The sequence below is a fragment of the Microcoleus pseudofavosus SVA1_A4 genome (assembly GCF_036700565.1).
GTDB lineage: Bacteria > Cyanobacteriota > Cyanobacteriia > Cyanobacteriales > Microcoleaceae > Microcoleus.
Map to the genome: position 1 here is coordinate 19,799 of NZ_JAUBPE010000033.1, position 21,948 is coordinate 41,746.

The 21,948-nt window shown below is 45.0% G+C and carries 24 protein-coding genes and 1 pseudogene; 9 read left to right on the top strand and 16 right to left on the bottom strand.

Annotated elements, in window-relative coordinates:
• Window positions 1-9 precede the first annotated feature (9 nt).
• Window positions 10-759, top strand: coding sequence for a gamma-glutamyl-gamma-aminobutyrate hydrolase family protein (locus QUA02_RS15885; RefSeq protein WP_333029149.1), 750 nt, complete (start codon window positions 10-12; stop codon window positions 757-759).
• A 7-nt stretch (window positions 760-766) separates the two neighbouring features.
• Here the strand turns inward: QUA02_RS15885 and QUA02_RS15890 are convergent, their stop codons facing one another.
• The 9 genes from QUA02_RS15890 to QUA02_RS15930 form a co-directional block, all read right to left on the bottom strand.
• Complete coding sequence (locus QUA02_RS15890) at window positions 767-955, bottom strand: CPXCG motif-containing cysteine-rich protein (RefSeq protein WP_006635525.1); 189 nt, start codon at window positions 953-955, stop codon at window positions 767-769.
• The gene (locus QUA02_RS15895) at window positions 939-1,400 is read right to left on the bottom strand and encodes an SRPBCC family protein (protein WP_333029150.1); all 462 of its coding nucleotides are present in this window, start codon (window positions 1,398-1,400) and stop codon (window positions 939-941) included. The genes QUA02_RS15890 and QUA02_RS15895 overlap by 17 nt, the downstream gene beginning before the upstream one ends.
• 13 nt (window positions 1,401-1,413) lie before the next feature.
• The gene (locus tag QUA02_RS15900) at window positions 1,414-1,764 is read right to left on the bottom strand and encodes a helix-turn-helix domain-containing transcriptional regulator (RefSeq protein ID WP_333029151.1); all 351 of its coding nucleotides are present in this window, start codon (window positions 1,762-1,764) and stop codon (window positions 1,414-1,416) included.
• Window positions 1,757-2,098, bottom strand: coding sequence for a type II toxin-antitoxin system RelE/ParE family toxin (locus QUA02_RS15905; RefSeq protein WP_333029152.1), 342 nt, complete (start codon window positions 2,096-2,098; stop codon window positions 1,757-1,759). Before QUA02_RS15905 ends, QUA02_RS15900 begins: the two co-directional genes overlap by 8 nt.
• A 41-nt stretch (window positions 2,099-2,139) precedes the next feature.
• Window positions 2,140-2,553, bottom strand: a complete 414-nt coding sequence (locus QUA02_RS15910; RefSeq protein WP_333029153.1) for a helix-turn-helix domain-containing protein — start codon at window positions 2,551-2,553, stop codon at window positions 2,140-2,142.
• On the bottom strand, window positions 2,528-2,836 hold the full coding sequence (locus QUA02_RS15915; RefSeq protein ID WP_333029154.1) for a type II toxin-antitoxin system HigB family toxin: 309 nt from the start codon (window positions 2,834-2,836) through the stop codon (window positions 2,528-2,530). The genes QUA02_RS15910 and QUA02_RS15915 overlap by 26 nt, the downstream gene beginning before the upstream one ends.
• Window positions 2,837-2,858: 22 nt before the next feature.
• The gene (locus QUA02_RS15920; protein WP_333029155.1) at window positions 2,859-4,514 is read right to left on the bottom strand and encodes a B12-binding domain-containing radical SAM protein; all 1,656 of its coding nucleotides are present in this window, start codon (window positions 4,512-4,514) and stop codon (window positions 2,859-2,861) included.
• A 342-nt stretch (window positions 4,515-4,856) separates the two neighbouring features.
• Window positions 4,857-5,366: a signal peptidase II gene (gene lspA, locus QUA02_RS15925; protein WP_333029190.1), complete on the bottom strand. Its 510-nt coding sequence runs from the start codon at window positions 5,364-5,366 to the stop codon at window positions 4,857-4,859.
• A gap of 239 nt (window positions 5,367-5,605) precedes the next feature.
• A complete protein-coding gene (locus QUA02_RS15930; protein ID WP_333029156.1) occupies window positions 5,606-6,184 on the bottom strand; it encodes a biotin transporter BioY in 579 nt (192 codons plus the stop codon).
• Between the two features lie 360 nt (window positions 6,185-6,544).
• Between QUA02_RS15930 and pstS the strand changes: the two genes are divergently transcribed.
• From pstS to pstB, 4 genes are all read left to right on the top strand, one after another.
• Window positions 6,545-7,723 (top strand): phosphate ABC transporter substrate-binding protein PstS, encoded by a 1,179-nt coding sequence (gene pstS, locus QUA02_RS15935; RefSeq protein ID WP_333029157.1) that lies wholly within the window; start codon window positions 6,545-6,547, stop codon window positions 7,721-7,723.
• 511 nt (window positions 7,724-8,234) lie between these two features.
• Window positions 8,235-9,191, top strand: a complete 957-nt coding sequence (gene pstC / locus QUA02_RS15940; RefSeq protein WP_333029158.1) for a phosphate ABC transporter permease subunit PstC — start codon at window positions 8,235-8,237, stop codon at window positions 9,189-9,191.
• Window positions 9,192-9,225: 34 nt separating this feature from the next.
• Window positions 9,226-10,122 carry a phosphate ABC transporter permease PstA gene (pstA, locus tag QUA02_RS15945; protein ID WP_333029159.1) on the top strand — a complete coding sequence of 299 codons (897 nt, stop codon included), beginning with the start codon at window positions 9,226-9,228 and terminating at the stop codon, window positions 10,120-10,122.
• A gap of 91 nt (window positions 10,123-10,213) precedes the next feature.
• On the top strand, window positions 10,214-11,014 hold the full coding sequence (pstB, locus tag QUA02_RS15950) for a phosphate ABC transporter ATP-binding protein PstB (RefSeq protein WP_333029160.1): 801 nt from the start codon (window positions 10,214-10,216) through the stop codon (window positions 11,012-11,014).
• A gap of 310 nt (window positions 11,015-11,324) precedes the next feature.
• Here the strand turns inward: pstB and QUA02_RS15955 are convergent.
• The 4 genes and pseudogenes from QUA02_RS15955 to QUA02_RS15970 all read right to left on the bottom strand — a co-directional run bounded on the left by QUA02_RS15955 (window position 11,325) and on the right by QUA02_RS15970 (window position 14,728).
• Window positions 11,325-12,113 (bottom strand): annotated as a pseudogene (locus tag QUA02_RS15955) (bestrophin family protein).
• 199 nt (window positions 12,114-12,312) lie between these two features.
• Window positions 12,313-12,792: an aromatic-ring-hydroxylating dioxygenase subunit beta gene (locus QUA02_RS15960; RefSeq protein WP_333029161.1), complete on the bottom strand. Its 480-nt coding sequence runs from the start codon at window positions 12,790-12,792 to the stop codon at window positions 12,313-12,315.
• Window positions 12,793-12,794: 2 nt separating this feature from the next.
• Window positions 12,795-14,057, bottom strand: coding sequence for an aromatic ring-hydroxylating oxygenase subunit alpha (locus QUA02_RS15965; RefSeq protein WP_333029162.1), 1,263 nt, complete (start codon window positions 14,055-14,057; stop codon window positions 12,795-12,797).
• A gap of 179 nt (window positions 14,058-14,236) precedes the next feature.
• Window positions 14,237-14,728, bottom strand: coding sequence for a tellurite resistance TerB family protein (locus QUA02_RS15970; protein ID WP_333029163.1), 492 nt, complete (start codon window positions 14,726-14,728; stop codon window positions 14,237-14,239).
• 807 nt (window positions 14,729-15,535) lie between these two features.
• Between QUA02_RS15970 and QUA02_RS15975 the strand changes: the two genes are divergently transcribed.
• The gene (locus QUA02_RS15975) at window positions 15,536-15,829 is read left to right on the top strand and encodes a hypothetical protein (RefSeq protein ID WP_333029164.1); all 294 of its coding nucleotides are present in this window, start codon (window positions 15,536-15,538) and stop codon (window positions 15,827-15,829) included.
• A gap of 312 nt (window positions 15,830-16,141) precedes the next feature.
• Here the strand turns inward: QUA02_RS15975 and QUA02_RS33635 are convergent, their stop codons facing one another.
• Window positions 16,142-16,405: an NblA/ycf18 family protein gene (locus QUA02_RS33635; protein WP_445305176.1), complete on the bottom strand. Its 264-nt coding sequence runs from the start codon at window positions 16,403-16,405 to the stop codon at window positions 16,142-16,144.
• Between the two features lie 135 nt (window positions 16,406-16,540).
• Here QUA02_RS33635 and QUA02_RS15985 point away from each other — a divergent pair, with 135 nt between their 5' ends.
• The 3 genes from QUA02_RS15985 to QUA02_RS15995 all read left to right on the top strand — a co-directional run bounded on the left by QUA02_RS15985 (window position 16,541) and on the right by QUA02_RS15995 (window position 19,099).
• The gene (locus QUA02_RS15985; RefSeq protein ID WP_333029165.1) at window positions 16,541-17,137 is read left to right on the top strand and encodes a phycobiliprotein lyase; all 597 of its coding nucleotides are present in this window, start codon (window positions 16,541-16,543) and stop codon (window positions 17,135-17,137) included.
• 273 nt (window positions 17,138-17,410) lie between these two features.
• Window positions 17,411-18,169 (top strand): phycobilisome rod-core linker polypeptide, encoded by a 759-nt coding sequence (locus QUA02_RS15990; RefSeq protein ID WP_333029166.1) that lies wholly within the window; start codon window positions 17,411-17,413, stop codon window positions 18,167-18,169.
• Window positions 18,170-18,412: 243 nt separating this feature from the next.
• Window positions 18,413-19,099: an NERD domain-containing protein gene (locus QUA02_RS15995; RefSeq protein WP_333029167.1), complete on the top strand. Its 687-nt coding sequence runs from the start codon at window positions 18,413-18,415 to the stop codon at window positions 19,097-19,099.
• Window positions 19,100-19,335: 236 nt separating this feature from the next.
• Here the strand turns inward: QUA02_RS15995 and QUA02_RS16000 are convergent, their stop codons facing one another.
• Entirely contained in the window at window positions 19,336-20,301 is a 966-nt protein-coding gene (locus tag QUA02_RS16000) for an RluA family pseudouridine synthase (RefSeq protein ID WP_333029168.1), read from the bottom strand.
• 195 nt (window positions 20,302-20,496) lie between these two features.
• Window positions 20,497-21,945, bottom strand: coding sequence for a RecQ family ATP-dependent DNA helicase (locus QUA02_RS16005; protein WP_333029169.1), 1,449 nt, complete (start codon window positions 21,943-21,945; stop codon window positions 20,497-20,499).
• Window positions 21,946-21,948 lie beyond the last annotated feature (3 nt).

Sequence of the window (21,948 nt, forward strand, 5' to 3'; positions counted from 1 at the left end):
TTCCACAAAATGAAAAAATTTCCGATCGTTGGCATCACAACATACAACCGCTGTCAAGCCGGCGAATATCGCTTAAATGGAACTTATATTGATGCTGTTCAGGCGGCTGGTGGCATTCCGATTTTACTGCCGCCCAATCCATTAGATCCGGCTAGTATTTTTGATGCAGTAGACGGTTTGATTTTTTCCGGGGGCGGAGATATCAATCCAGAACTTTATGGCGGTTTGCTCGATCGCACAGTTTACTCAGTTAATACAGAACGCGACAATTTTGAATTAAGCTTAGCAAAACTAGCTTTGAAGGCTGACATACCTGTGTTGGGGATTTGCCGGGGAATGCAAATGTTGAACGTAGCCAGCGGCGGCAGTTTGGTGATTCACGTACCGGATGCTTACGGAGACGAGGTTAATCACGGATCGGGAATTCCCCCGCGTGCGATCGAGCATACCATTGAAATTGAGCCAAACAGTCGGCTAGCAAAAATTATGGGAAAAACTTCAACAACAGTTGTTTCCTGGCATCATCAAGCAGTGCGGAAGGTAACATCCGATTGGCAAATAGTAGCCAATGCACCTGACACTTTGGTAGAAGCAATGGAACACTGCTCTCACCCTTGGATGATAGCAATTCAATGGCATCCAGAAATGTCGCCAAACTGTTCGTTTAACTCTCGAATTTTTAAGGCTTTCGTGGAAGCAGCCGCTGCAAGATTTATGAATTCTACCAAGTCAGCTTCCAAGGCAATTCATACATTTTGATAGTCACTTATTCTTGATAGTCAGTATCTATTTCAATATCCAGGGTATCTTCATCTATTCTGACATACAGAACATTCGGGCGACAGCAAACCTGACAATCTTCGATATATGATTGCTCCATTCCGCCGCTGATATCAACAAAAGTTGTACTCGGTTCGCCGCAGAAAGCACAGTAATATTCAGCCGTTGTTTGCATCTTTCTCGCACTCTCTTTTTGTGACTTCGTGGCGGTAGCGAAACATATCTGTTAACCGCATTTCCACCCACCAACCTAACAACAAATCGACAATCGGGCCGCCCGGTATCGAAAAGGCGATCGCATCCGTCAATCTAGTCTTGCCATTTTCTGAGGTAAACTCGTGTCGGTGAACCCAACGTGCCATCGGCCCCTCAGTTTGTTCATCAACAAACAAGCGATATTGTTCGCACTCAGTGTGAGTCGCCACCCATTTTACAGGAATCGGCCCCAATAACAGGCGAAATTCTGATACAGCACCCACATCGAGTCCCCCTTCGCGGTGAATGATTTTCACCGGTTGCCAAGGCGGAGTCAAAAGTTGCAGAATGTCCGGCCTTTCGTGAAAGTTCCAGACTGCTTCAACGGTCGAATTAATTAGCGATGAATATCGAAAGTTAGGCATTTTTTGAAGTGAGCTAAACAGTTAATTCGGATTTAATTTCAGCATTTCTATTATTATCCTCTGTATCTGTACAAACAGCAACTGTTAGTTTCAATCCCAAAGCATTCAGCCAAGTTCCCAGATTATAAATCGCATCACTTCCTTGCTGCGACAGCAATTCATCCAATTTTTTTAAGTGCAATTCATATTGTTCAGGATTCATTTTTGGTTGACAGAGAGCTTCTGCTACATTGTTAAGTACCATTTTTAGCAGTTCTGCCTCGGGGTTTTCTTCTTCAAAAAAAGCCTCTACATACATAGCAGAATCTATTGGGTTTTTGAGTGATTGTATTAGTGAGGGATGGTAAGGTAAACTTTTAGGCATTATCTTCACTCCTGTAATCAGTCCAGTATTTGATAGCTTGCTGTATGTCTCGGTATTGAGTGCTTTTGTCCCCGCCTATTAAAAGCAGGATAATAGTTGTGCCGACTTGTCCGAAATAGATTCGGTATCCAGGGCCATAATCTATTTTTAATTCATAGACTCCTTCTCCAACAAATCGATAATCTCCGAGATTGCCGAGTTGAACTCTGTCTAATCTCAACCTAATTCTAGCTTTAGCTTTGCCATCTCGGAGAACATTAAACCATTCCTCGAAAGGCACTCTGTTCTCTGGCGTAGTATAACGCTGAATTTCTTTCGGTTGGACTTCTGGCATAATTGTATTATAGTGCGTCACTCAGCCCTGTATCCTGGCAATTAATTATACTCAAGAAATGCCACAGGGGAAAGATGGAAAAACTTAGCTAACTTTTGAATTTGACTCGCCGTCAGTTCCCGCTTTCCATCCATCATCTCAGATACCCAAGACTCGGATTCAAAAATATCAACCAAATCTTTTTCTTGAATATTGTCCTCAACCATCAATGCTTTCAGTAGTGCGATACCTTTCAAGACTGGCATTGGCTCATGTTTTTGTTCGTAATCATAAACAAGAGTACCCAATACGTTTAAGTAATCCCGATCGTCCTGCGTGAGATTGCTCCGACTCACAATAGAATCAATCCGATTTTGTGTAGCGATTAACTCAGCTTCACAAGTAATTGGACGCGGTGGAAAAGTTGTGATTATCTCAATATAGTAGCTACTAGGAGTTTTCAAACCAGTCGTCATTTTTCCAGTTCTCCTTATTATATTGTGCATGAGTTAAAACACAGCGGACAAACACTATCTGGTATTCATAATCGATAAAAGCAATTAACCGATAGTAATTGCCACCAATATTAAATACCGTAAAGTTACCTACTAAGTCCGCCGAAGGAAATACTTTACGAATATCTACTAAACTTTGCCATTCAGCATCACAACTACGCTGATACCACAGCAACAGACTTGTTTCACCATTGGGGTGTGTTTCCCAAAATTCTTTTAGTCGTTTTCGGCTAATGACACGCATGAGACTATTATAATCTAATTTACTAAACGCGACTTAGTGAATTCTCACATTCTTGATTTGGCTGTCGTGTTGTATGACTCATTGCCTCCGCTAAATGTTTTTTCAAAGTCGCCTCCGGTAGCGGCCCTTTTAAATGACTCCAAGGCAAAACCCGATCCAATTCCCACTCTTGAAAAACATAAAAATCCATCTCCGGCAACTCTCCCCGCAACTCCTTAAATGCCCGCCGATAACTGCCCAAAGTATCGCCGTAATGCCGCACTAATTCCAACAGCCGAGACAACCGCCGATCGCCCTTCGATAACAAACCCTGAATTACAGACCAGTTATAGCTTTCAGGTCTAAATTCTAAACCTAACTTCCGCAATTCTTTATCTAAAAACTTCAGTCTTTTCTCCGCATCTTTGTTCACTCCAAACCACTGAAAAGGAGTGTGAGATTTCGGGACAAATGTACTGCATCCCAGAGTCAACCGCAAACCGGGAACAGCTTTTCTGATCGCCCGCATCATCGCCACCGTCTCCTCTAAATCCTCCATTTCTTCCCCCGGTATTCCCGCCATCCCGTAAAGTTTAATTCCCTTCAAGCCGCCAGCCTTAGCATTAATTGCAGCTTGAATAATTTCGTCATTTGTGAGCTTTTTGTTGACAATTTTGCGGAGGCGATCGCTCCCGCTTTCCACCGCAATTGTCACAGATTTGCTGTCTCGGTTGGTCAATATTTCTGCTAGCTTAACTGTAACCGTATTCGTCCGTACCGAAGAAAGACTCAGCCGCACGCCGTCGTATTTCGGATGGTTCAAATGATCCAGCAACGCTTCAAATTCCGGGTGCTGAGTGACAGAAGCACCCAACAAACCCAAGCGATTAGTCACAGCTAAACCGCGATCGATCGCCGGAATTAGCGAATCCTCCAAACTCGCAGTTCTAAACGGCAAAGTCAGATAACTTGCCAAACAAAAACGGCACATTTCTGGACAACTGCGAACCACTTCCACCATGTAAATATTTTCCCACGCCGCCTTTTCTGTCACCACAGTGGAAGCAGATAAAGTATTGCCGCGATAAGTCTGTTTTTCAACTACACTGGGAATTGCAGCATCAATTGCCTGAATCGATTTAATCCCCTCAGTCGCATCCAGATAAGTTACTTCGTACAAACTGGGAACGTAAACCCCCGGAACTTGGGCTAAATAGCGCAATTTAGTTTGTCTGTCGGCGGTACGGACTTCTTTAAAAGCATCAATAAAATTGTCAATAAGATGTTCGCCATCTCCCAGCAAAATCACATCAAAAAAATCTGCAAAAGGTTCGGGATTAGCCGTAAAAACCGGGCCGCCCCCGAATACGATCGGATGATTGTCAGTTCGTTTGGATGCCCAAATCGGAATTTCTAAAGATTCTAATAAATTGAGAATATTTACATAGTCTAGTTCCCAAGAAAGCGAAAATCCCAGTAATTCTGGATGTCGGGGAAGTTGTTCGCGGATATCAGTAAATAAACGGCTGACTTCAATATCCGATCGCACGGCCAAAGTTGCCCACACTATCTGGTAGCCGAGACTGGTAATACCAACCGTGTACTCGTTCGGAAAAGCAAAAATAGTCGGGATAGCATCAGCATCCGGGGTTGCGGGGGCAAATAGCAGGCGTTCTTGGGCAAATGGGTTAGGAGTCATCCGATTTTAGATTTTAGATTTTAGATTATGGAATTTATCCTGCGGATAAACCCGGGGGTTTGCGACCAAATTGCTTTGGATCGCGGGCCAGTCTAGCCTTAGCAATAAAAAATTTAATTATAGCTCATAAATGGCTCTAACCTTAAGTTGACACCTATACCTTCTGACAGCAGACAACGGACAAATGACCGAAAGCAATTGGTTGCGAGACCGCCGGATTCATCAGTGGATAACCAAAAAAAGCTCCGCATCCGATCGACCTGAGAACGGTACAGCCGGTGGGTGGATTAATTAATCTAAAATCTAAAATCTAAAATCTAAAATCGATTGACTTCTTAAAAGTTACTCTGAAATAGAATCGCGATCGTCCCGGCTTCTCGGTGGCGGTGCACTGTGAAAAGTTGCAATCAGCAAACAGATAATCCCAGCATTAATAAACACATCGGCTAGATTAAACACCGGGAACCGAATGATCCGAAAATCGATAAAATCTACAACATGGCCCGAAACAAATCGATCGATCCCGTTCCCCAGTGCTCCCCCCAAAATCAAACCGTAGCCAGCTTGTTCCCAGCGGTTAATTCGCGGCCCGAACCAAGCCAAAATCATCAATCCCACACTCACGCCCAAAGACAGCCAGCGCAACCAAATCGCCCCGCCATTGCTGAACAGACTAAAAGCCGCACCGGTATTAACAACATAAGTGAAGTGAAACACCCCAGGTAACAGCGGCTGCGTCTGCGGAGGAATCGTCAAGTCAAAATTTTGCACCACCCAAAACTTAGTCAGATGGTCTAAAACTAAACTGATAACAGCAGCAACCCAGAACAAGGGATTTCTTTTAAAACGCATGGATTGGGGAATAGAGCATGGGGCATCGGGCATGGGATAATTTGCTCAAATTTCGCTGGTAATTGCCAGCAGAATGGAGTGCAGCAAAGCAATCCCAGCCGCAGCGAGATGACTCTCCCGTTGCGCAATGATAGTATAACCTTATTTGACACAATTACCAATTCTCTTTTTCCCAATCCCCGATTACCAATTCCCATTCCCCATTCCCCATTCCCAATCCCCAATTCCCCATTCCCCAATCAATAAAACATCAAGCGGCGCAAAGTAAATGACAGCAATGCGATCGCACAAACTACCGCCAATTGTCCCGGCAGAGGATAAATCGAATATTTAAGAATCTCATCGAATAAAGGTGTTTTTTTTGCCGGAGGCAGCAAGTAAGTAAAAATTAGATAAATTAAGCCGATCGCGTGAACAGTGAACAAACCGCACAAACAGCTAAAAGCCATAGATTCCAGCCGCGAAGCCACCTTAAAAGCCACCCAACCGCACACCCAAGCACCAGGCACAAAACCCAGCAAATACCCAAAACTCGCTTCTTTGAGATAGCCGATGCCGCCGCCTTGAGCAAAAACTGGCCACAAAGTTAATCCTAAAGCTAAATAGGCAATTTGTGAGAGAGCAGCAGCATTTTTTCCCCCCATGCAGCCTACTAGCAAAACGGCTCCAATTTGATAGGTAACACCTAAAGAGTACGCCTGAAGTCCGCGATCGTCCCAAAACCCGATCGGAATGGTGACAGATGCAGGCAAAAAAGTGCCTCCTATCGTCAGGAGCAAACCAATAAAAGCCCAGATTAATTCAATAGGAGCAGGCATTATAGCATTCGTCAGAAGGTATTCGTCAGATGCAAGCTAGAGTGCCTGCAGCTTTTAAGTTCTTAATACTAGCACCTCGTCAAAACAACCACCATTCTATGGTTTCTGGTTCTTAAGCCCGGATATTCCGATCGTTGTAATCGGGAGTTTTTCGCGATCGGGCGATCGAATGTTTGTTTTCGCACCAATTTATCTTGCTCATATCTTATAAAATCACAATTGTCAAGCCCATCAATGATTTTTATTGAATATTAATTAATATTAACTTGTGATTAAATGTAAAGATTCTTAACCTAACCTTTACTTTCGCGCGATATGCTGGTGCGGGACACACCTATAACGATCGAAGCTTTTATACCTATGCTTTTTCGTCTCAACTTGATTAATCCGAATCGGCTGACTACGACAATTTCCGCAATGGCGATCGTCCTCAGCTTAGCAGCTTGCGGCGGCGGCAGCACAACCAGCAGCAGCCCCAGCCCCGGCGACACCGCAGCATCCCCCGGCGCATCCCCCGTTGCAGCCACAGGCACTGCGGCCAACACCAAACTCGCCCTAGCCTCAGACGTAGCCATCACCGCAGCAGGCGCCTCATTCCCCGCACCCCTGTACCAGCGTTGGTTTCAAGACTTCAACAAAATCAACCCAAAAGTACAAATTAACTATCAATCAGTAGGCAGCGGCGCCGGAGTCGAACAATTTACCAAAGGCACAGTAGACTTTGGGGCCAGCGACACCGCCATGAAAGACGACGAAATCGCCAAAGTTCCAGCAGACAAAGGCGTGCTCTTGCTGCCCATGACAGCCGGCAGCATCGTCCTCGGCTACAACTTGCCAGATGTACCCGAACTCAAACTGCCAAGAGACGTTTACGCAGAAATCTTCCAAGGTAAAATTACCAAGTGGAACGACCCCAAAATTGCAGCAGCCAATCCGGGCGCTAAATTGCCAGACCAAGCCATCACCATCGTCCACCGTTCCGACGGTAGCGGTACCACCGCCGTCTTCACCAAACACCTGAGTGCAATCAGCCCCGACTGGAAAGCAGCAGTAGGCGACGGCAAAACAGTGCAGTGGCCAGTAGGCGTAGGCGCAAAAGGCAACGAAGGCGTTACAGCCCAAGTCCTGCAAACCGCAGGCAGCATCGGCTACGTAGAATACGGCTACGCCAAAAACAACAATCTCAAATTTGCATCTTTGCAAAACAAAGCAGGCACATTTGTCGCACCTAGCGACGAATCAGCTTCAGCAGCTCTAGCGACTGTGCCGCTGCCGGAAAACCTGCGAGCATTCATCGAAGACCCCGAAGGCGCTCAATCCTATCCAATTGTTACCTACACTTGGATGCTCGTACCCAAAACAGTTGCTGACCCCAACAAAGCTAAAGCTATCGAGGCAATGGTTGAATACGGCTTGAATGAAGGTCAAAAAGTTAGTTCCGAATTGGGCTACGTTCCTCTGCCCCAAAGCGTTAAAGAAAAAGTAGCTTTGGCAGCCGACGGCATCAGCCCCGACTACAAGATTGAAGTTGCCAAATAGTAACTGTTGACTGTTGACTGTTGACTGTTGACTGTTGAATGTTGACTGTTGACTGTTGACTGTTGACTGTTGACTGTTGAATGTTGACTGTTGTCCGTTGTTAGAGGGAAAAAAGCCGGCATTGCGCGTGCGGGTAAAAATCAGGAAGAAGGAAGAGAGATATTTCTGTGGGGCGGGTTTTACCAGAAATATTTGTTAAAAAGTCAGGGGATTAATCAATCTGCCCCTCTTCTATGTAACAATCGGTGCATCTGTGTAGGGGCGGGTTTCACAAACAATAATTGCCTAAAATCAATAATCTCATAAACCCGCCCCCACCCCAGGGTAACTAGCCCTCTACCTCTGGCAAAATACAAGGGTTGCGTTTTACCAGAAATACTTGTTGAAAAGTTAGGGGATGAATCAACCCGCCCCTCTGTGATTTTATTGATGCTCTTTCTTTCTACTTCGTTCCAGCTAGCTTTTTCCCAAAATTGCTCTTTTTCATCACTATTATTGGGTTTTGTTTTCTATGATTTCAGATACTAAGAGGGCTCTATCTGAGAGCCGTTCCCGCTCTGGGGCAGAAAAGTCCTTAGACCAAGGATTTATCTGGCTGACTCGGATTTTGGGAATAGGAGTTGGTGTAATTTTGGTGGTAATCGCGCTCACGGTTGCTTACAGAGCTTTACCTGCGATTCAACAGTACGGTTTGGGATTTCTATTTAGCAGTAGCTGGAATCCGGTTAAAGAAGAGTACGGGGCGCTGCCGATGATTTACGGGACGATCGTCAGTTCGGCGATCGCGCTCCTCATTGCAGTACCATTAGGAGTAGGAACTGCCATCTTCTTGAGCGAAGATTTCATACCACTACAAATCCGCACAGCTTTGGTTTTTTTGGTAGAACTCTTAGCCGCCATTCCCAGCGTAGTCTACGGTTTGTGGGGAATTGCTGTATTAATTCCTATAATTAGCAGCATCGGCAAGTTTCTCAACGGTAACTTCGGATGGCTGCCGATTTTTAGCACTCCACCAGTGGGCCCGGGAATGTTACCAGCCGGAGTAATTTTGGGAATCATGACTTTGCCCATTATTACTGCTATCTCCCGCGACTCTTTAGCAAGTCTCCCGCCCGAATTGCGACAAGCATCTCTGGGTTTGGGAGCCACTCGCTGGACAACAATTTTTAGAGTGCTCGTACCGGCGGCTTTTTCCGGCATTGTCGGCGGAATTATGCTCGGGCTCGGCCGCGCGATGGGAGAAACAATGGCAGCAACTCTGTTAATTGGCAATTCCAATCAGTTAAGTGCTTCTCTGCTAGCTCCGGCAAATACTATTGCTTCTCTGATGGCAAATCAGTTTGCCGAAGCCTCTGGCTTGCAAGTAGCAGCTCTGATGTACACGGGGCTAATTCTGTTTATTCTGACGCTGATTGTTAATATCTTGGCAGAGTGGATTGTTTCTCAAGTCAGAGCCAAGTACAACTAAAAGTTTGCCGCAATTTCCCACACAGTTTTGATTTATGTCAAATATTTCATCGGAAGATAAAACTTCTTTTGCCTCGAATCCAGGCAGTTTCAAGAAGGTTAAAGGCAGTCCGCAATCGCTGTTCAATACCGCGATGACGGTATTAGCCGGAGCCTGTTTAGCAATCACTCTCCTGCCTTTGTTTGCAGTGCTTTCCTACGTAACCGTCCAAGGTTTCAACCGCCTGAATTTAGACTTGTTTACCAAGCTGCCGCCCCCGCCAGGACTGTCTGGAGGCGGTATCGCGAATGCAATTGTCGGTACATTGATGACGGTGGGAATTGCTTCTTTAATTGCTGTTCCTTTTGGTGTATTGGCAGCAGTTTATTTGTCGGAATTTAGCAAAGGCTCAATAGCTCGCTGGGTGCGCTTTGCTACTAATGTCCTCAGCGGAGTTCCTTCGATTATTGCAGGTGTATTTGCCTACGGTTTGTTCGTGGTAAATATGGGAGGTTTTTCGGCAATTGCAGGGGGCGCGGCGCTGGCAGTGCTGATGTTGCCGACAATTGTACGGACTACTGACGAAGCTCTACAAATCGTCCCGCAAGATATTAGATGGGCGTCGGTTGGTGTTGGTGCTTCTAATTATCAAACGGTGTTGCAGGTGGTTTTGCCTGCGGCAATTCCGGCTATTCTAACGGGTGTGACGCTGGCAATTGCTCGCGCTGCTGGAGAAACGGCTCCTTTGATTTTCACGGCGCTGAATTCGCCTTTTTGGCCGGCAGGGTTTGATAAGCCAACTCCGTCGCTTTCGGTTTTGGTGTACAACTTTGCAACGGTTCCTTTTAAGGCACAGAAAGAATTGGCTTGGGCTGCATCTTTGATTTTGGTGTTTATGGTGTTGCTGACGAGTATTCTTTCTCGCTGGGCTACTCGCCAAAAAGTGTATTAAAGGGTGAGTTTTAAAAAGGCATTCATGCACTTATGGTGAAGGCCGAATGTAACCCTGGTTTTGAGTAAAATTTGAGAGGATTGTTACCTGTATGATGATGGATTTAGACAAGCAAACGGAAACTGTTTTGCGGACAGAAAATATCAATATTTTTTACGGCGCTTTTCACGCGGTGAAAAATGTTTGTATGGAGATTCCTAAAAATCGCATTACTGCCTTGATTGGGCCGTCTGGCTGCGGTAAAAGTACAATTCTGCGGTGTTTTAACCGCCTGAACGATTTAGTTAACGGTTTTCGTTTAGAGGGTAGAATAGATTACCACGGTCAAAATCTTTACGATCCTGATATTGATGCTGTGGAGGTGCGCCGCAAGATTGGGATGGTATTCCAAAAGCCGAATCCTTTCCCGAAGTCGATTTATGACAATATTGCTTACGGTGCGAGGGTGAACAATTATAAGGGAGATATGGATGAGCTGGTGGAAAAATCGCTCAGCCAAGCTTATTTGTGGGATGAGGTGAAGGATAAGTTGAAGCAAAGCGGTTTTTCGCTTTCGGGCGGCCAGCAGCAGCGTTTGTGTATTGCTAGGGCGATCGCGATTAATCCTGATGTAGTGTTAATGGATGAACCTTGCGCTTCCCTGGACCCGATTTCTACGATTAAGATTGAGGAGTTGATGCGGGAACTCAAGGAGAAGTATACGATCGTGATCGTTACTCACAATATGCAGCAGGCTTCTCGGGTTTCTGACCTGACTGCTTTTTTCAATGCTAAACTTTCTGACGATGGGAAGCGGTTTGGCTATCTTGTGGAGTGTGACAAAACCGAGGTGATTTTCCAAAGTCCGAAGGAAGAGTCTACTTTAGATTATGTGAGCGGCCGTTTTGGTTGAGTCCCCGACAGGTTGAAACCTGTCGCTACACAAACTATCGTCCCTCTTTAAGAGACTAAAAACACTGACGGGGTGACAACCCCGTCAGCAAATTTACTTAACTGAGATGATCGAGGAAGCTCTTTTACCCAAAACGGAAAGAAACCCTGTTTAAGTATCTCTCAGGTGAGAGGTTTTTCTTTACATTTATTTACATAGATGTGTTTATTTCCACCTACCTACTTAATATGACTGGGCTTATTTATTTTACTTATTCTCAACAAGCCTTACTTTTTGCTATGAGCAATTGTTAAACAATCAAGTTGAAAACTTAAGAAGAAGTTAACATAAACTCAATATCACGCTTCAGGGTTGTACAAATTGCATCCAAGGGTAAGTCATTTGCATCGTAACCAAAAGGATTTTCTATTTCGATTCCTATTTCTTCTATGCCAAATAGGGTAAAACTAACTAGAGTAACTATCGGAATAGTCAACCAACCCATTTGCCCCACCAGTTGAAACGGCAATAACAAACAAAACAGCAGTAATAGTTGCCTAAGATGAACCGCATAAGCTAAAGGAATAGGTGTGTGTGCAATACGCTGACAACCTTCCAAGCTGTCTACCAGTAAATTGATTGACATTTGCAATGGTATTATCTCCGGGGCTTGTATTTGTTTTTGATCGAGCTGATGCCGAAGATAATCCCCAATCCATAATATAATTTGTAGCTGAGGATTGCTTGATGTCTTTAGGTGGTGAAAATACTGAGATGAGAGCATCAACTCCTCTAGCTAACCATTTACAGGTTCCAATCTCAAAGCCAATTTACTAGCAAATGTAAAAGCAATTATTAGTTGTAGAATGGAAGCTCTTTTAGCTCGTTCCTCGGGTTCAACTTCTGCCGCACCTGCCCAAATTTGCCTAGACACGTTTAGACTCTGAGAAGCTAGGATTGACCAGAGCTTCCGACCCTCCCAAAAACGCTCGTAAGCCGTGTTGGTGCGGAATACCAATAATAAACCTAAAACAACACTCGGAAGAATAGCCGCAAAACTAGGCTGATTTACAGGTAATTTAAACCACAGGTATGCCACCGAAATAAATACAGCAAACAAACCCTAAAAAATCACTTGATTCAAAATTGAGGGAATCACTGAATTTTTTACATTTAAAGCTAATGTAAACCAGTGTGTTTTTTCTCTTCCTCTTGTCCTTGCCATAATGTTTTTAATTTTCAAAAAACAGCTAATAACTAAAGTTTAAACTAGGGTTCGCAGTCAAAGGGAGAGGCTGCTAAATAGTAAATTTCAGCCTCTAGATCGGGAAAATGAGCGATCCGGGAATTAGATTACCGTCGAGTACGCATATCTTCTGACAAAACTTGAGAGTAGTCTCCTCGCGAACGATAATATCGAAGTAGCGTCCTGCATTGAACACATGGATTGTGTCATCGACGAAGCTCTCGAAGACGACAAAATTAGCTTGCGCGTAAAGCGTTCCGCAGGCATTTTTAACAATGCAGATGTTCGATATCACATGACGGAAAAAACGTGGCGTGTAGAAGTTGATCCTCTTAACCGCATCAACTCGATCGAGAACCATTCCGCGTCCCTCACAGAGCATCAGTGCAAGAGGAAGATCTCGGTCGTAATTCTCACGCGTGACGATTTTGTACAGGCAATCATTGGTGAAGAACTCGGGCCAGCACGCAAGTTCGTCGTCGAGGGCGTTCGCGTAATTATAGTATAGGGTTTCAAGCTCGTCACGGGAAATTTTGCTTTCAATGACTGTCATGACTACACCCCCATGATGTCCCGATAGTATTTATAGAAAGCGCGCATCCCTGCTTCGGTCAGCATGTGGTTTTCGCTCTCGCATCCGTGACCGCCCATCTCTACAACAGCTTCATCCTTGTCATACGCCTGTATGCCATTTTGCAAGCATTGCATAACTTCGCTGTCGTCAATTGAAACGTAGCCAGCAGGACCCATAAGGTTTGCTTGCAAAAGACGTCTTTTTGTCATTTCGGGAGTATCATCAGCGTATCCGAAGAACGTCCAAATGAATTCAAAAGCTTCGGGACTGCGGGTAACAATTTGTCGAGTTGCAAGTGTATTTAATTGCTGCTGCAAAATAACGTTTGGATAGATCGTCTGAATTACAGAAGTGGAGTGTCCCGGAAACTCGTGTACGCTGTCAAGCATCTGCGAACCTTGCAACTTTAAGTCGGCCATGAATGCTTTTGTCTGGAGTGCCGCACTTGATGCGCTCGCTTCTTCCTTGGTATTGATCAGACAAGAATGGCGACCAGTCTTATCTATCACGACCGCTGAGCGTTGGTCAGCTCGCACGAGGTTGAACGTCACAAAGAAGACGTGCAGCGTGGTCGCGTGATACTGATCTTTGAGGTTCTCGAAGATCAATTTCCAGTTGCTGTTGATGAGCTGCCGTGAGTAGCCGAGGACGCGCAATTCTCGACCATCGAAAACACGGTCAAAGTACGTGAGCATTGAGGAATCGAGATAATCTTCAAACGGCTCAATGCCCGGATCGAACGAAGCGAAGATGACCCCATTGCGCTCTGCAACCTTCAGTTTATGCAGAGAATGCGCTTTGAGATCGAAATCTTTGGGCATTCCACCCTGACCTTTCAAACCTTGCTGAAACGTCACACCCCGAAGGTTGCCCTTAAGGTCGAATGTCCATTTATGGTAAGGGCATTGCAACGAAGTCGCGTTTCCAAAATCCCGTACACAAAATGCCATGCCGCGATGTGTACATTTATTGATAAAGACATTTATGAAGCCGTCTTTGTCGCGGGTGACGACGACAGGTTTATCGCCGATCGTAGCACGCTTAAAGTCACCAGGATTCGGAATCTCAGCCGACAGACCCACGTAGTTCCAAGTCCGACCCCCAAAAATTCGCTCTTGCTCACGCGCATAGATAGCTGGATCGGTGTAAAACTTATACGGAATCCGCCAACAGACCGCTTCGGTAGAATTTCTTTGTGCTTCGGGTTCAACAACAGGCAACGTATCCATATCCGTTATATCCATGTTTATCTTTAGTATAAGAAAGTAGCCTTGACACACTACTAAAATATTTTGAGAATTACGGCTGGCTATCCAATAAACGCGGGAAGGTTTGAGGGGGATATAGCGAGGGGAGATAGAAAAGCATTAATATATTTTTTCCCTCTCTAACCTGCCCCATATGAGAGCGGTAGCTTTACGGCTTAACCATAGGGGTGCCCTTTGGGGTAAAAAAGCTGTATTTTTCGATCGAAAAGTTTCTTTTCTTCTGCGTATAGTTCCTCAAGCTGCTGGACTACATCTTCAGAAACTCCAATTAGTGTGGCTGCTTTACGAACCGCTGCTTTCTCACCTTCCTGGTATTCTCCATCAGCAGAACAAGCTACTATTGCATCATAAATTATGGCGTGTTTTGCATATTCAGAAATAATATCATTACTGGTTATTACCTGTTCCAGGCTATCTGTTGCCGGATAGTTTTTGAGTTCTTCAAGCTTTGAATCAGAGACTCCTCTTGCCGCAGTAAGCCCCATAATCCAATCTTTTTCTGCTGGAGCTACTTCTCCATCGCCACTTGCACAAATTAAAAGAGCTTTTGCGTAGATAATTGTACTATCTTCAGGAGGCAATTCGTCGAAACCTCGTGATTCTTTAAAAATCCACTTAGCAATGGTGTGACGAACATTGTTAGACATAATTAGCTTTGTCCTGTTAATGTGAAAGTAACACAACTACGATATTCTAGTTTGGAAAAAAAATATTTTTTTTTACAAAACTTTACAATAAATCCTGACGGGGTGACACCCCGTCAAAAGCCTTGCCAGTAGCGGACCCGTGACAACTTAAGCTAAAAAAAGATGGGGTCATTTTTCTCAACCAACCCCATATTTTAAAGATGTTTCCTCAATTTTACTAAACTCACCTGCAAGGGCAACTAAAAAATACCGAAGATCAGAATCTCAAAATTTTGGTATATCTCTGGCAATCTCAGAAACAAGTTAGCATTGAATTGCTGGACACCTTAATGCCTTATCCTATTCAGTTTGAGAGCAGAAGACGCCTCCAGGCAAATATTTTTAAAATTCTTTTGCCTCAACACTAAAACCCTGTGGTTTCATCGAGTTCAAGAGATTTTAAATGGAAAATTTCTGAATACTCAGCCACTTAATTTAGCTATCAATCGCACGCACCTAATGGCGGCAAAAAAAAATATTTTCGTAATTAGTCTGATATGGCTTAAGCGAGCTATTCCATTATCGGGGGAAATTTTTCATAAAAAATGCAGCAGTAATATTTAAGAGCAAAAATATCTAATTGCACCAAGTTTATCACTATTCAAAAGTTATAAAATTCTACGTTTAGGCGACCGTAAATAGGGTTGGTATCTGCTGACTAATGCGCGGCAGCTCACAAGCAGCGATCGCTGCATTCAAATGTCGCAGTGGGATTTAAGCTATGTTCAAAGACTGCAAGACAGGTGGTTATAATAAGCGAGAAGAGCCATGCGTCGGCCGATCGGAGCAAAAATTTTGTTCTTTTTATTGCTATCGCTTACACTTGCGCTAAGCTGTCACGCATTTAAATTGCATATTGAGGGCGGGCGGGACACCCCACAAGACGGCGAATTGTTTTTTGACCTTCAATTTAAATGCACGACAGCTTATCTTCCCATGTCAAAAAATCATTCATCATGGGAATGGGAATACAAAAATATATTGGTTGCCTTACAGCATCCAAGCGAACGCTCCGCCGACACAGTAGTTTTTGGAGTGGATTGTATGGTCAATATTGGATAATAGGAATGGAAATTTATGGAGAAATTATTGCGTAATTAATGGCAACAAGACGCAACAAGCTGCTATTTTTTCAGAGGGGAACAGGGCTATGTCCTTGATTATACAGATGTTTTGACTCTTGTGGTCACCCCCTCAGCTAAAAACATTTAGTTTGCTGAGTATGGTAGCGACAAAAAAAACTGCGTAAAACTTTTCGGAATTGAGAATCCGCTTTCTCCAAGAAAGCGGGATTCTGGATTTTATGATTAAAAGCTCGATCGCACTTTTTGCAGATACAAGCCACTGATTTTTGTGAATAAATGCTCGAAGAGTTCACATATTCTTCATCCAATGCTTTAACAGGTTTTCTTTAACCATGTTTTGCCGCATAACTTCGAGCAAGTATTCCTGAGCTTGGTCTTGGCTTAAGCTTTTGACTTCTTCGCGCAGCACTTGTAGTTTGAACTGCTGTTCCATGCTGAGGCTGGTTGTAGGCATATCCATAAATCGCTCCTCCAGTTTGCTGAGATCGATGCGAGATCGATCGGAATGACGTTTCGCAGGATTTGTTGTTTCTCCTACATTGTAAACTATCATAACATTCGCTTGACAATATGTCCAAACTACACATTTTGAGACTAATTTGTGCCGCAAAAGTACATCTAAGTGGGGGGAGCCTTATCATAAAAAGGCGTAAAGACCGGGAAGCATAAGCCAAAGGAGATAGTTTGTATGGATGCAATGGAGTTTTTTCAGAGCAGTGCTGGGGAGTGGCGTTCTCAGCGCAGCACTCACCACCTCGCTTTCCGCCAAGCGGAGATTGGGGATTCAAATATTCAGGTAACGGCCCTGGGTGCGGATGACGCGCGAGTGGCCGAGATTTGCCAGATGCACGAAGTCGATCCGAGTCGGGCTGCTGGGGGGGCTTTTGTGACTTGGCACGGCTCGATGGCGTGGGATAAGGATGATGAGAATCATAAGGGGTCTACGGTGTTCGCGATCGTCCCCGATCCTGAAAATCCCCGGCAGGGTTTGATGTTGCGAGAACGGGGCTATGCGGAAATTGTGCCGGTGGCTGGCCGTTTTGAGATGGATGATGAGGATGCGCTGCTGCTGATTACGGAATACGAGACGATGAGTTCGATCGAGCGTTTCTGGTTTCCTAATCCGAACGTGCGGATGCGGACGAGTAGTGTAAAGCGCTTTGGCGGTTTCAGCACTTCGACTTTTTGCACCGAAATTCGCGTGAAACCAGACTCGGATGCAACATCAGAACCCGCAGGAGATCGAGTGGCCGCCAGCGAATTTTATTCGGCTCTGGGTTGGTAATTTGACTGTTGACTGTTGACTGCTGACTGCTGACTCCTGACTCCTGATTGTTGACTGCTTTCGGGTCAACTGCCCACTGCCCACTGCCAACTGACAACAGTCAACTGACAACAGTCAACAGTCAACATATGTTACAGATTGTTGCAAAAATTCAGGAAAATCAGATTTAGATTGCGGGAATCCCCTAATCTGTATGTTGGTTAGTTGTATCCGTTATGCTGGCAGCTCACGGTGTCAACTATTTCTGAAATTTGAGATAACGGAGATTTTAACGTGGCGCTTCCTTTATTAAGCTACGCCCCCAAGAGCCAAAACCAGCGCGTTGCTGGTTTTGAAGTGGGGAGCGACGAGCAGCCGAGAATTTTCACAACTGAAAATGTGCTCTCGTCTGGAGACATGGAAAATTTGATTTGGGCTGGATATCGCCAGATTTACAGCGAACACCAAATCCTCAAGAGCAACCGCCAAAAGTCTTTGGAGTCGCAACTTAAGTTCGGCCAAATTACTGTGCGGGACTTTATTCGCGGTTTGGCGACTTCTTCTCCTTTCCTAGAGCGGAATTACCAAACTAACAGCAACTATCGGTTTGTGGAAATGTGCGTGCAGCGCGTTTTGGGCCGGGATGTGTACAGCGAGCGCGAAAAGATTGCTTGGTCGATCGTGGTAGCGAATAAGGGGCCTCAAGGCTTTATTGACGAGTTGGTCAATAGCCAAGAGTACCTGGAAAAGTTCGGCTACGATACAGTACCTTACCAGCAGCGCCGAATTTTGCCTCAGCGAGTTGGAGGGGACACTCCTTTCAACTTGAAGACGCCCCGCTACAACGAGTACCACCGTTCGCAGCTTGGCTTCCCGCAAATCATCTGGCAGACAGGCGTGCGCCGTTTTGTTCCTCAAGAGCAGCAGCCCAAGGCTGGCGATCCGTCGAACTATTTGGGTATGGCGCGCAATATGCCCATGCCTGCCAGTCCGCCGCAGCGCGTTCCTCTGGCTAATATCAATATCGAGACGATGGTTCCCCGTCGCCGGTAATTGATGCTGCCTGGTGCGCTTAGTTGTGTCGGGCGATCGGCTGAATCGATCGGCTTTTAGGCTGAGAGAGTTTTGAGTCTTGAGTTTTGAGGTTTGAGTTTTTTGATAAACTTGGAATCCAAAACTCGGGACTCATAATTTTTAGTCATTAGTCATTAGTCATTAGTCATTAGTCATTAGTCATTAGGAATAAAAATAATTCGACCTTTTCTCATTGTCAACTATAAGTGCATAGGTGCATTTATGCAGCCGCAATATAACGAAGGTGCTGGAAAATCATTGCGTCGCGAGGCTCAACAGCTTCGTACCAAAGCCTTATACAGGTACGGTGCCGCAACAGGGTTGGTGTTGTTGCCAGTGCTAGTATTATACGCGCTAGCACCTTTTGCTCCTTTATTTTTTTTGGTCGCGGCTCTTGTGATAGGGGCATTAATCGCCATTCCGTTGATTAAGAAGGGGAACAAGTTTTGGAAGTCGTCTCAGAGATATTACCAAGGGGCCTGTGGTGAAGAAAAGACTGAGCAAGTTTTGAAGTCCCTAACCCAATCTGGATGGATAGCTGAGTACAACTTAAAATTGCCGCAAGTAGGCGATATCGATGTGTGGCTGCGATCGCCTAAAGGAGTCAATTTTATCCTTGATGTGAAGTCTCACTCAACCGTAGTTCAGTTGGATGGGGATGTGCTCAAGCGTCTATCTTACGACGGGAAATTGATAGATTTTAATAAAGATTTTCTGGCACAGATTGCCAACCAAGCTACGGCTATAAAAAAAGCTAAGAAGTTAACCAAGGTCACTCCAGTAGTTGTATTTAGCGAGGCCAAAGTGATTTTGATCGACAAAAAGAAGATTAGGGGTGCTTACGTCATGGAACTGGGCAATCTGGTATCAAGGTTGCAAGAACTCGAGCGCACCTATAAAAGTAGATAAGAGTGGTAGGAATGAGATAAACGGCTACATGGATATGTTTGACATCAACAAATTTGCACACAGCAGTACCATCCCAGACTTGCACTAGCATCTAAGTGATACTTGTGCTATTAAAAGAAGTTAAGGTAGAAACAATATCCTGGAGGGAATATTGAACAAAGCCATCAAGGTAGATAAAATTCTCAACGCCTGATGGCGACTTGCCATAACAGCTTTGGTGACTGCTATACCAATTATCAAATGTGAGAGCGCAGGCGCAATATTTTTAGCAGGGTGTTGAATTGATCGGGTAAAGGTGCGATCGCCTCTATTAATTCTCCTGTTACGGGATGCTGCAATGTCAGCCGCCATGCGTGGAGGGCTTGTCCTGTTAAATTGACGCCGATAGAACGGTTGGAACTGTACATCGGGTCGCCGACAATGGGATGTTTTATTTCGGCTGTGTGAACGCGAATTTGATGGGTGCGGCCGGTTTCTAATTGATAGTGGATTAAGCAATAGTTGCCGATTCTTTCTTTGATTGTCCAGTGAGTAACTGCGGGGCGACCGCCTTTTTCTACTGGTACTACTGCCATTTTTTTGCGGTCTGTGGGATGCCGCCCGATGGGTAAGTCTATTGTGCCGGTTTCGGTGTTGGGAGCGCCGTAAACTATGCCTAAATATTCGCGGCGGGCGGTTTTGGTTTTGAGTTGGGCTTGCAGGTGTTGGTGGGCGATGTCGGTTTTGGCGATCGCGATCGCACCTGTTGTATCTTTGTCTAATCTGTGCACGATTCCCGGCCGCTGAACTCCGCCTATTTCAGCTAGGGGACAGTGGGCTAAGAGAGCGTTGACTAATGTACCGTCTGCGTGTCCGGCGGCTGGGTGGACGACTAATCCGGCTGGTTTGTTGATGATAATTAGGCTGTCGTCTTCGTAGAGGATGTCGAGGGGAATTGTTTCGGGCTGCAACTTTGTGGGCTGGGCTTCGGGTAAAGTGAGGTGGATGCGATCGCCCGTTTTTACTGATATTTTTTTCGAGGTGCAGGTTTCGTCGTTGACTTTGACGTTGCCTTGTGATATGAGGGTTTGGATTCGCGATCGGGATAAGTCCGGTATCTGGTTTGACAGCCAAATATCTAATCGCTGATTGACATTACTGCGATCGAATTCCTCTGTATTTTCTACTGTGTAAATCTGTGCCGCAGTGTCTGTTTCTATCATTTACTTTTTACTATTTTTTGCCAAGTGTGTAAAGCAAATATCTTCATCATAACATCTGTGAGTTAGTTCGCGATCGCACGGGTAGCGAGAAACCGGGTTTTTTCACAGCAATACTTCGTTTCTGCCCGCAGACAGGGTAAAAAACCCGGTTTCTTTGGTCGGAGTGGTTAAGTCGTTTGAGTATAATCGTCAATTCTATCGACAATTATCGCAGTGTCCGCATCGCATAGATTTCGCCTCATTTGCAAACCCAAAAGCTTGTAGCAAAAATTGCCATCTACACTGCCCGTGTTTCAAAAATTTTACCATTTCTTCGGCTGCGGAAAAGTTTTGTTTTTCGCCTTTTTGCTGTGCAGATTTATTGATAACATAATTAAAAGGATCTTGCCATGTTAATTGTCCGCTGCTGTGCAAGATTGAAAGGGCGATCGCACTTTCGGGAAATTCGCGGGAAACTGATTCTATATCGCCTTTAACTGGCAGTTTTTTGGCTAACTGCTGCGCTTCTCGATATTGCGATCGCAATTTATCCTGAAAAAACTCCCTTCTTTGTTTGTCTTCTGGGTATAGCAAGCCCGTCGGTTCGCTAATCAATGTCAGGGCGATCGCCGATTTGCCGTCGCGTCCGCCTCTACCAATTTCCTGAATGTATTCCGATAATAGCAAAGGTGCTTGAAGGTGAACCACCCACCGAACATCTGGCTTGTTAATTCCCATCCCGAATGCTGAGGTACAAGTCACAAATTTAAGGTCATTGTTCAGCCAAGCTTTTTCTATTTTTCGTCGTGATTCTGGACTTAAACCTGCATGATATGCTGCTGTTTCATAACCGGCTGCTTCCAACAAATCCGCCAAGCTTTCGCTATCTTTCCTAGTGCGGACATAGACTAAACCTGCTTGTTTTGGTCGAGCTTTAATAAAATTTAATAACTGCTGCTTGCGTCCTCTCGGCGTCCAGACTGTTTGCACTTGCAGGTGCAGGTTAGAACGGTAGGGACTTAGCAGAAATGCTTCGGGTTTTTGCAGTTGCAAGACATTTTTGATTGTCTGCTGCGCGTCGGGGTTGGCGGTAGCGGTGAAAGCTGCGATCGCAATTTTACTGTTTGCTGGTTTAGCTTTCAACAAAGCAGACCGCACTGTTCCCAAACGGCGGTAAGCTGGTCTAAAAGTATCGCCCCACTGCACTAAACAGTGAGCTTCATCTAATATTAAACCGTTGATTGATATGTGCGGCTGATTGATAATTTCCCAGACTGGTTTGCTGAGCAATGTTTCGGGAGACAGGTACAGCAATCGTAATTTATTTTGTTGCAGCGATTCCATAGTTTGGCGGCGCTTCGGTGTTGGCAATTGACTGTGGAGGAGGGAAGCGGGGAGATTGCGATCGCGCAATTCTTGCACTTGATTTTCCATAAGTGCTACCAGCGGCGAAACGACCAAAGTTAAGCCTGTTTGTAACAAAGCTGGCAGTTGAAAGCAGATAGATTTGCCGCCACCTGTAGGCATAATTATAATTGTATCTTTTCCTGCTAATAAACTGCTAACTATTTCTCCTTGTGGCGGTCGAAATTCGTCGTATCCCCAAATTTTTTGGAAGGCGGCGCGGGCTTGATTTAATGCTGTTGCTTCGGGTGGAAAGTTCATTGG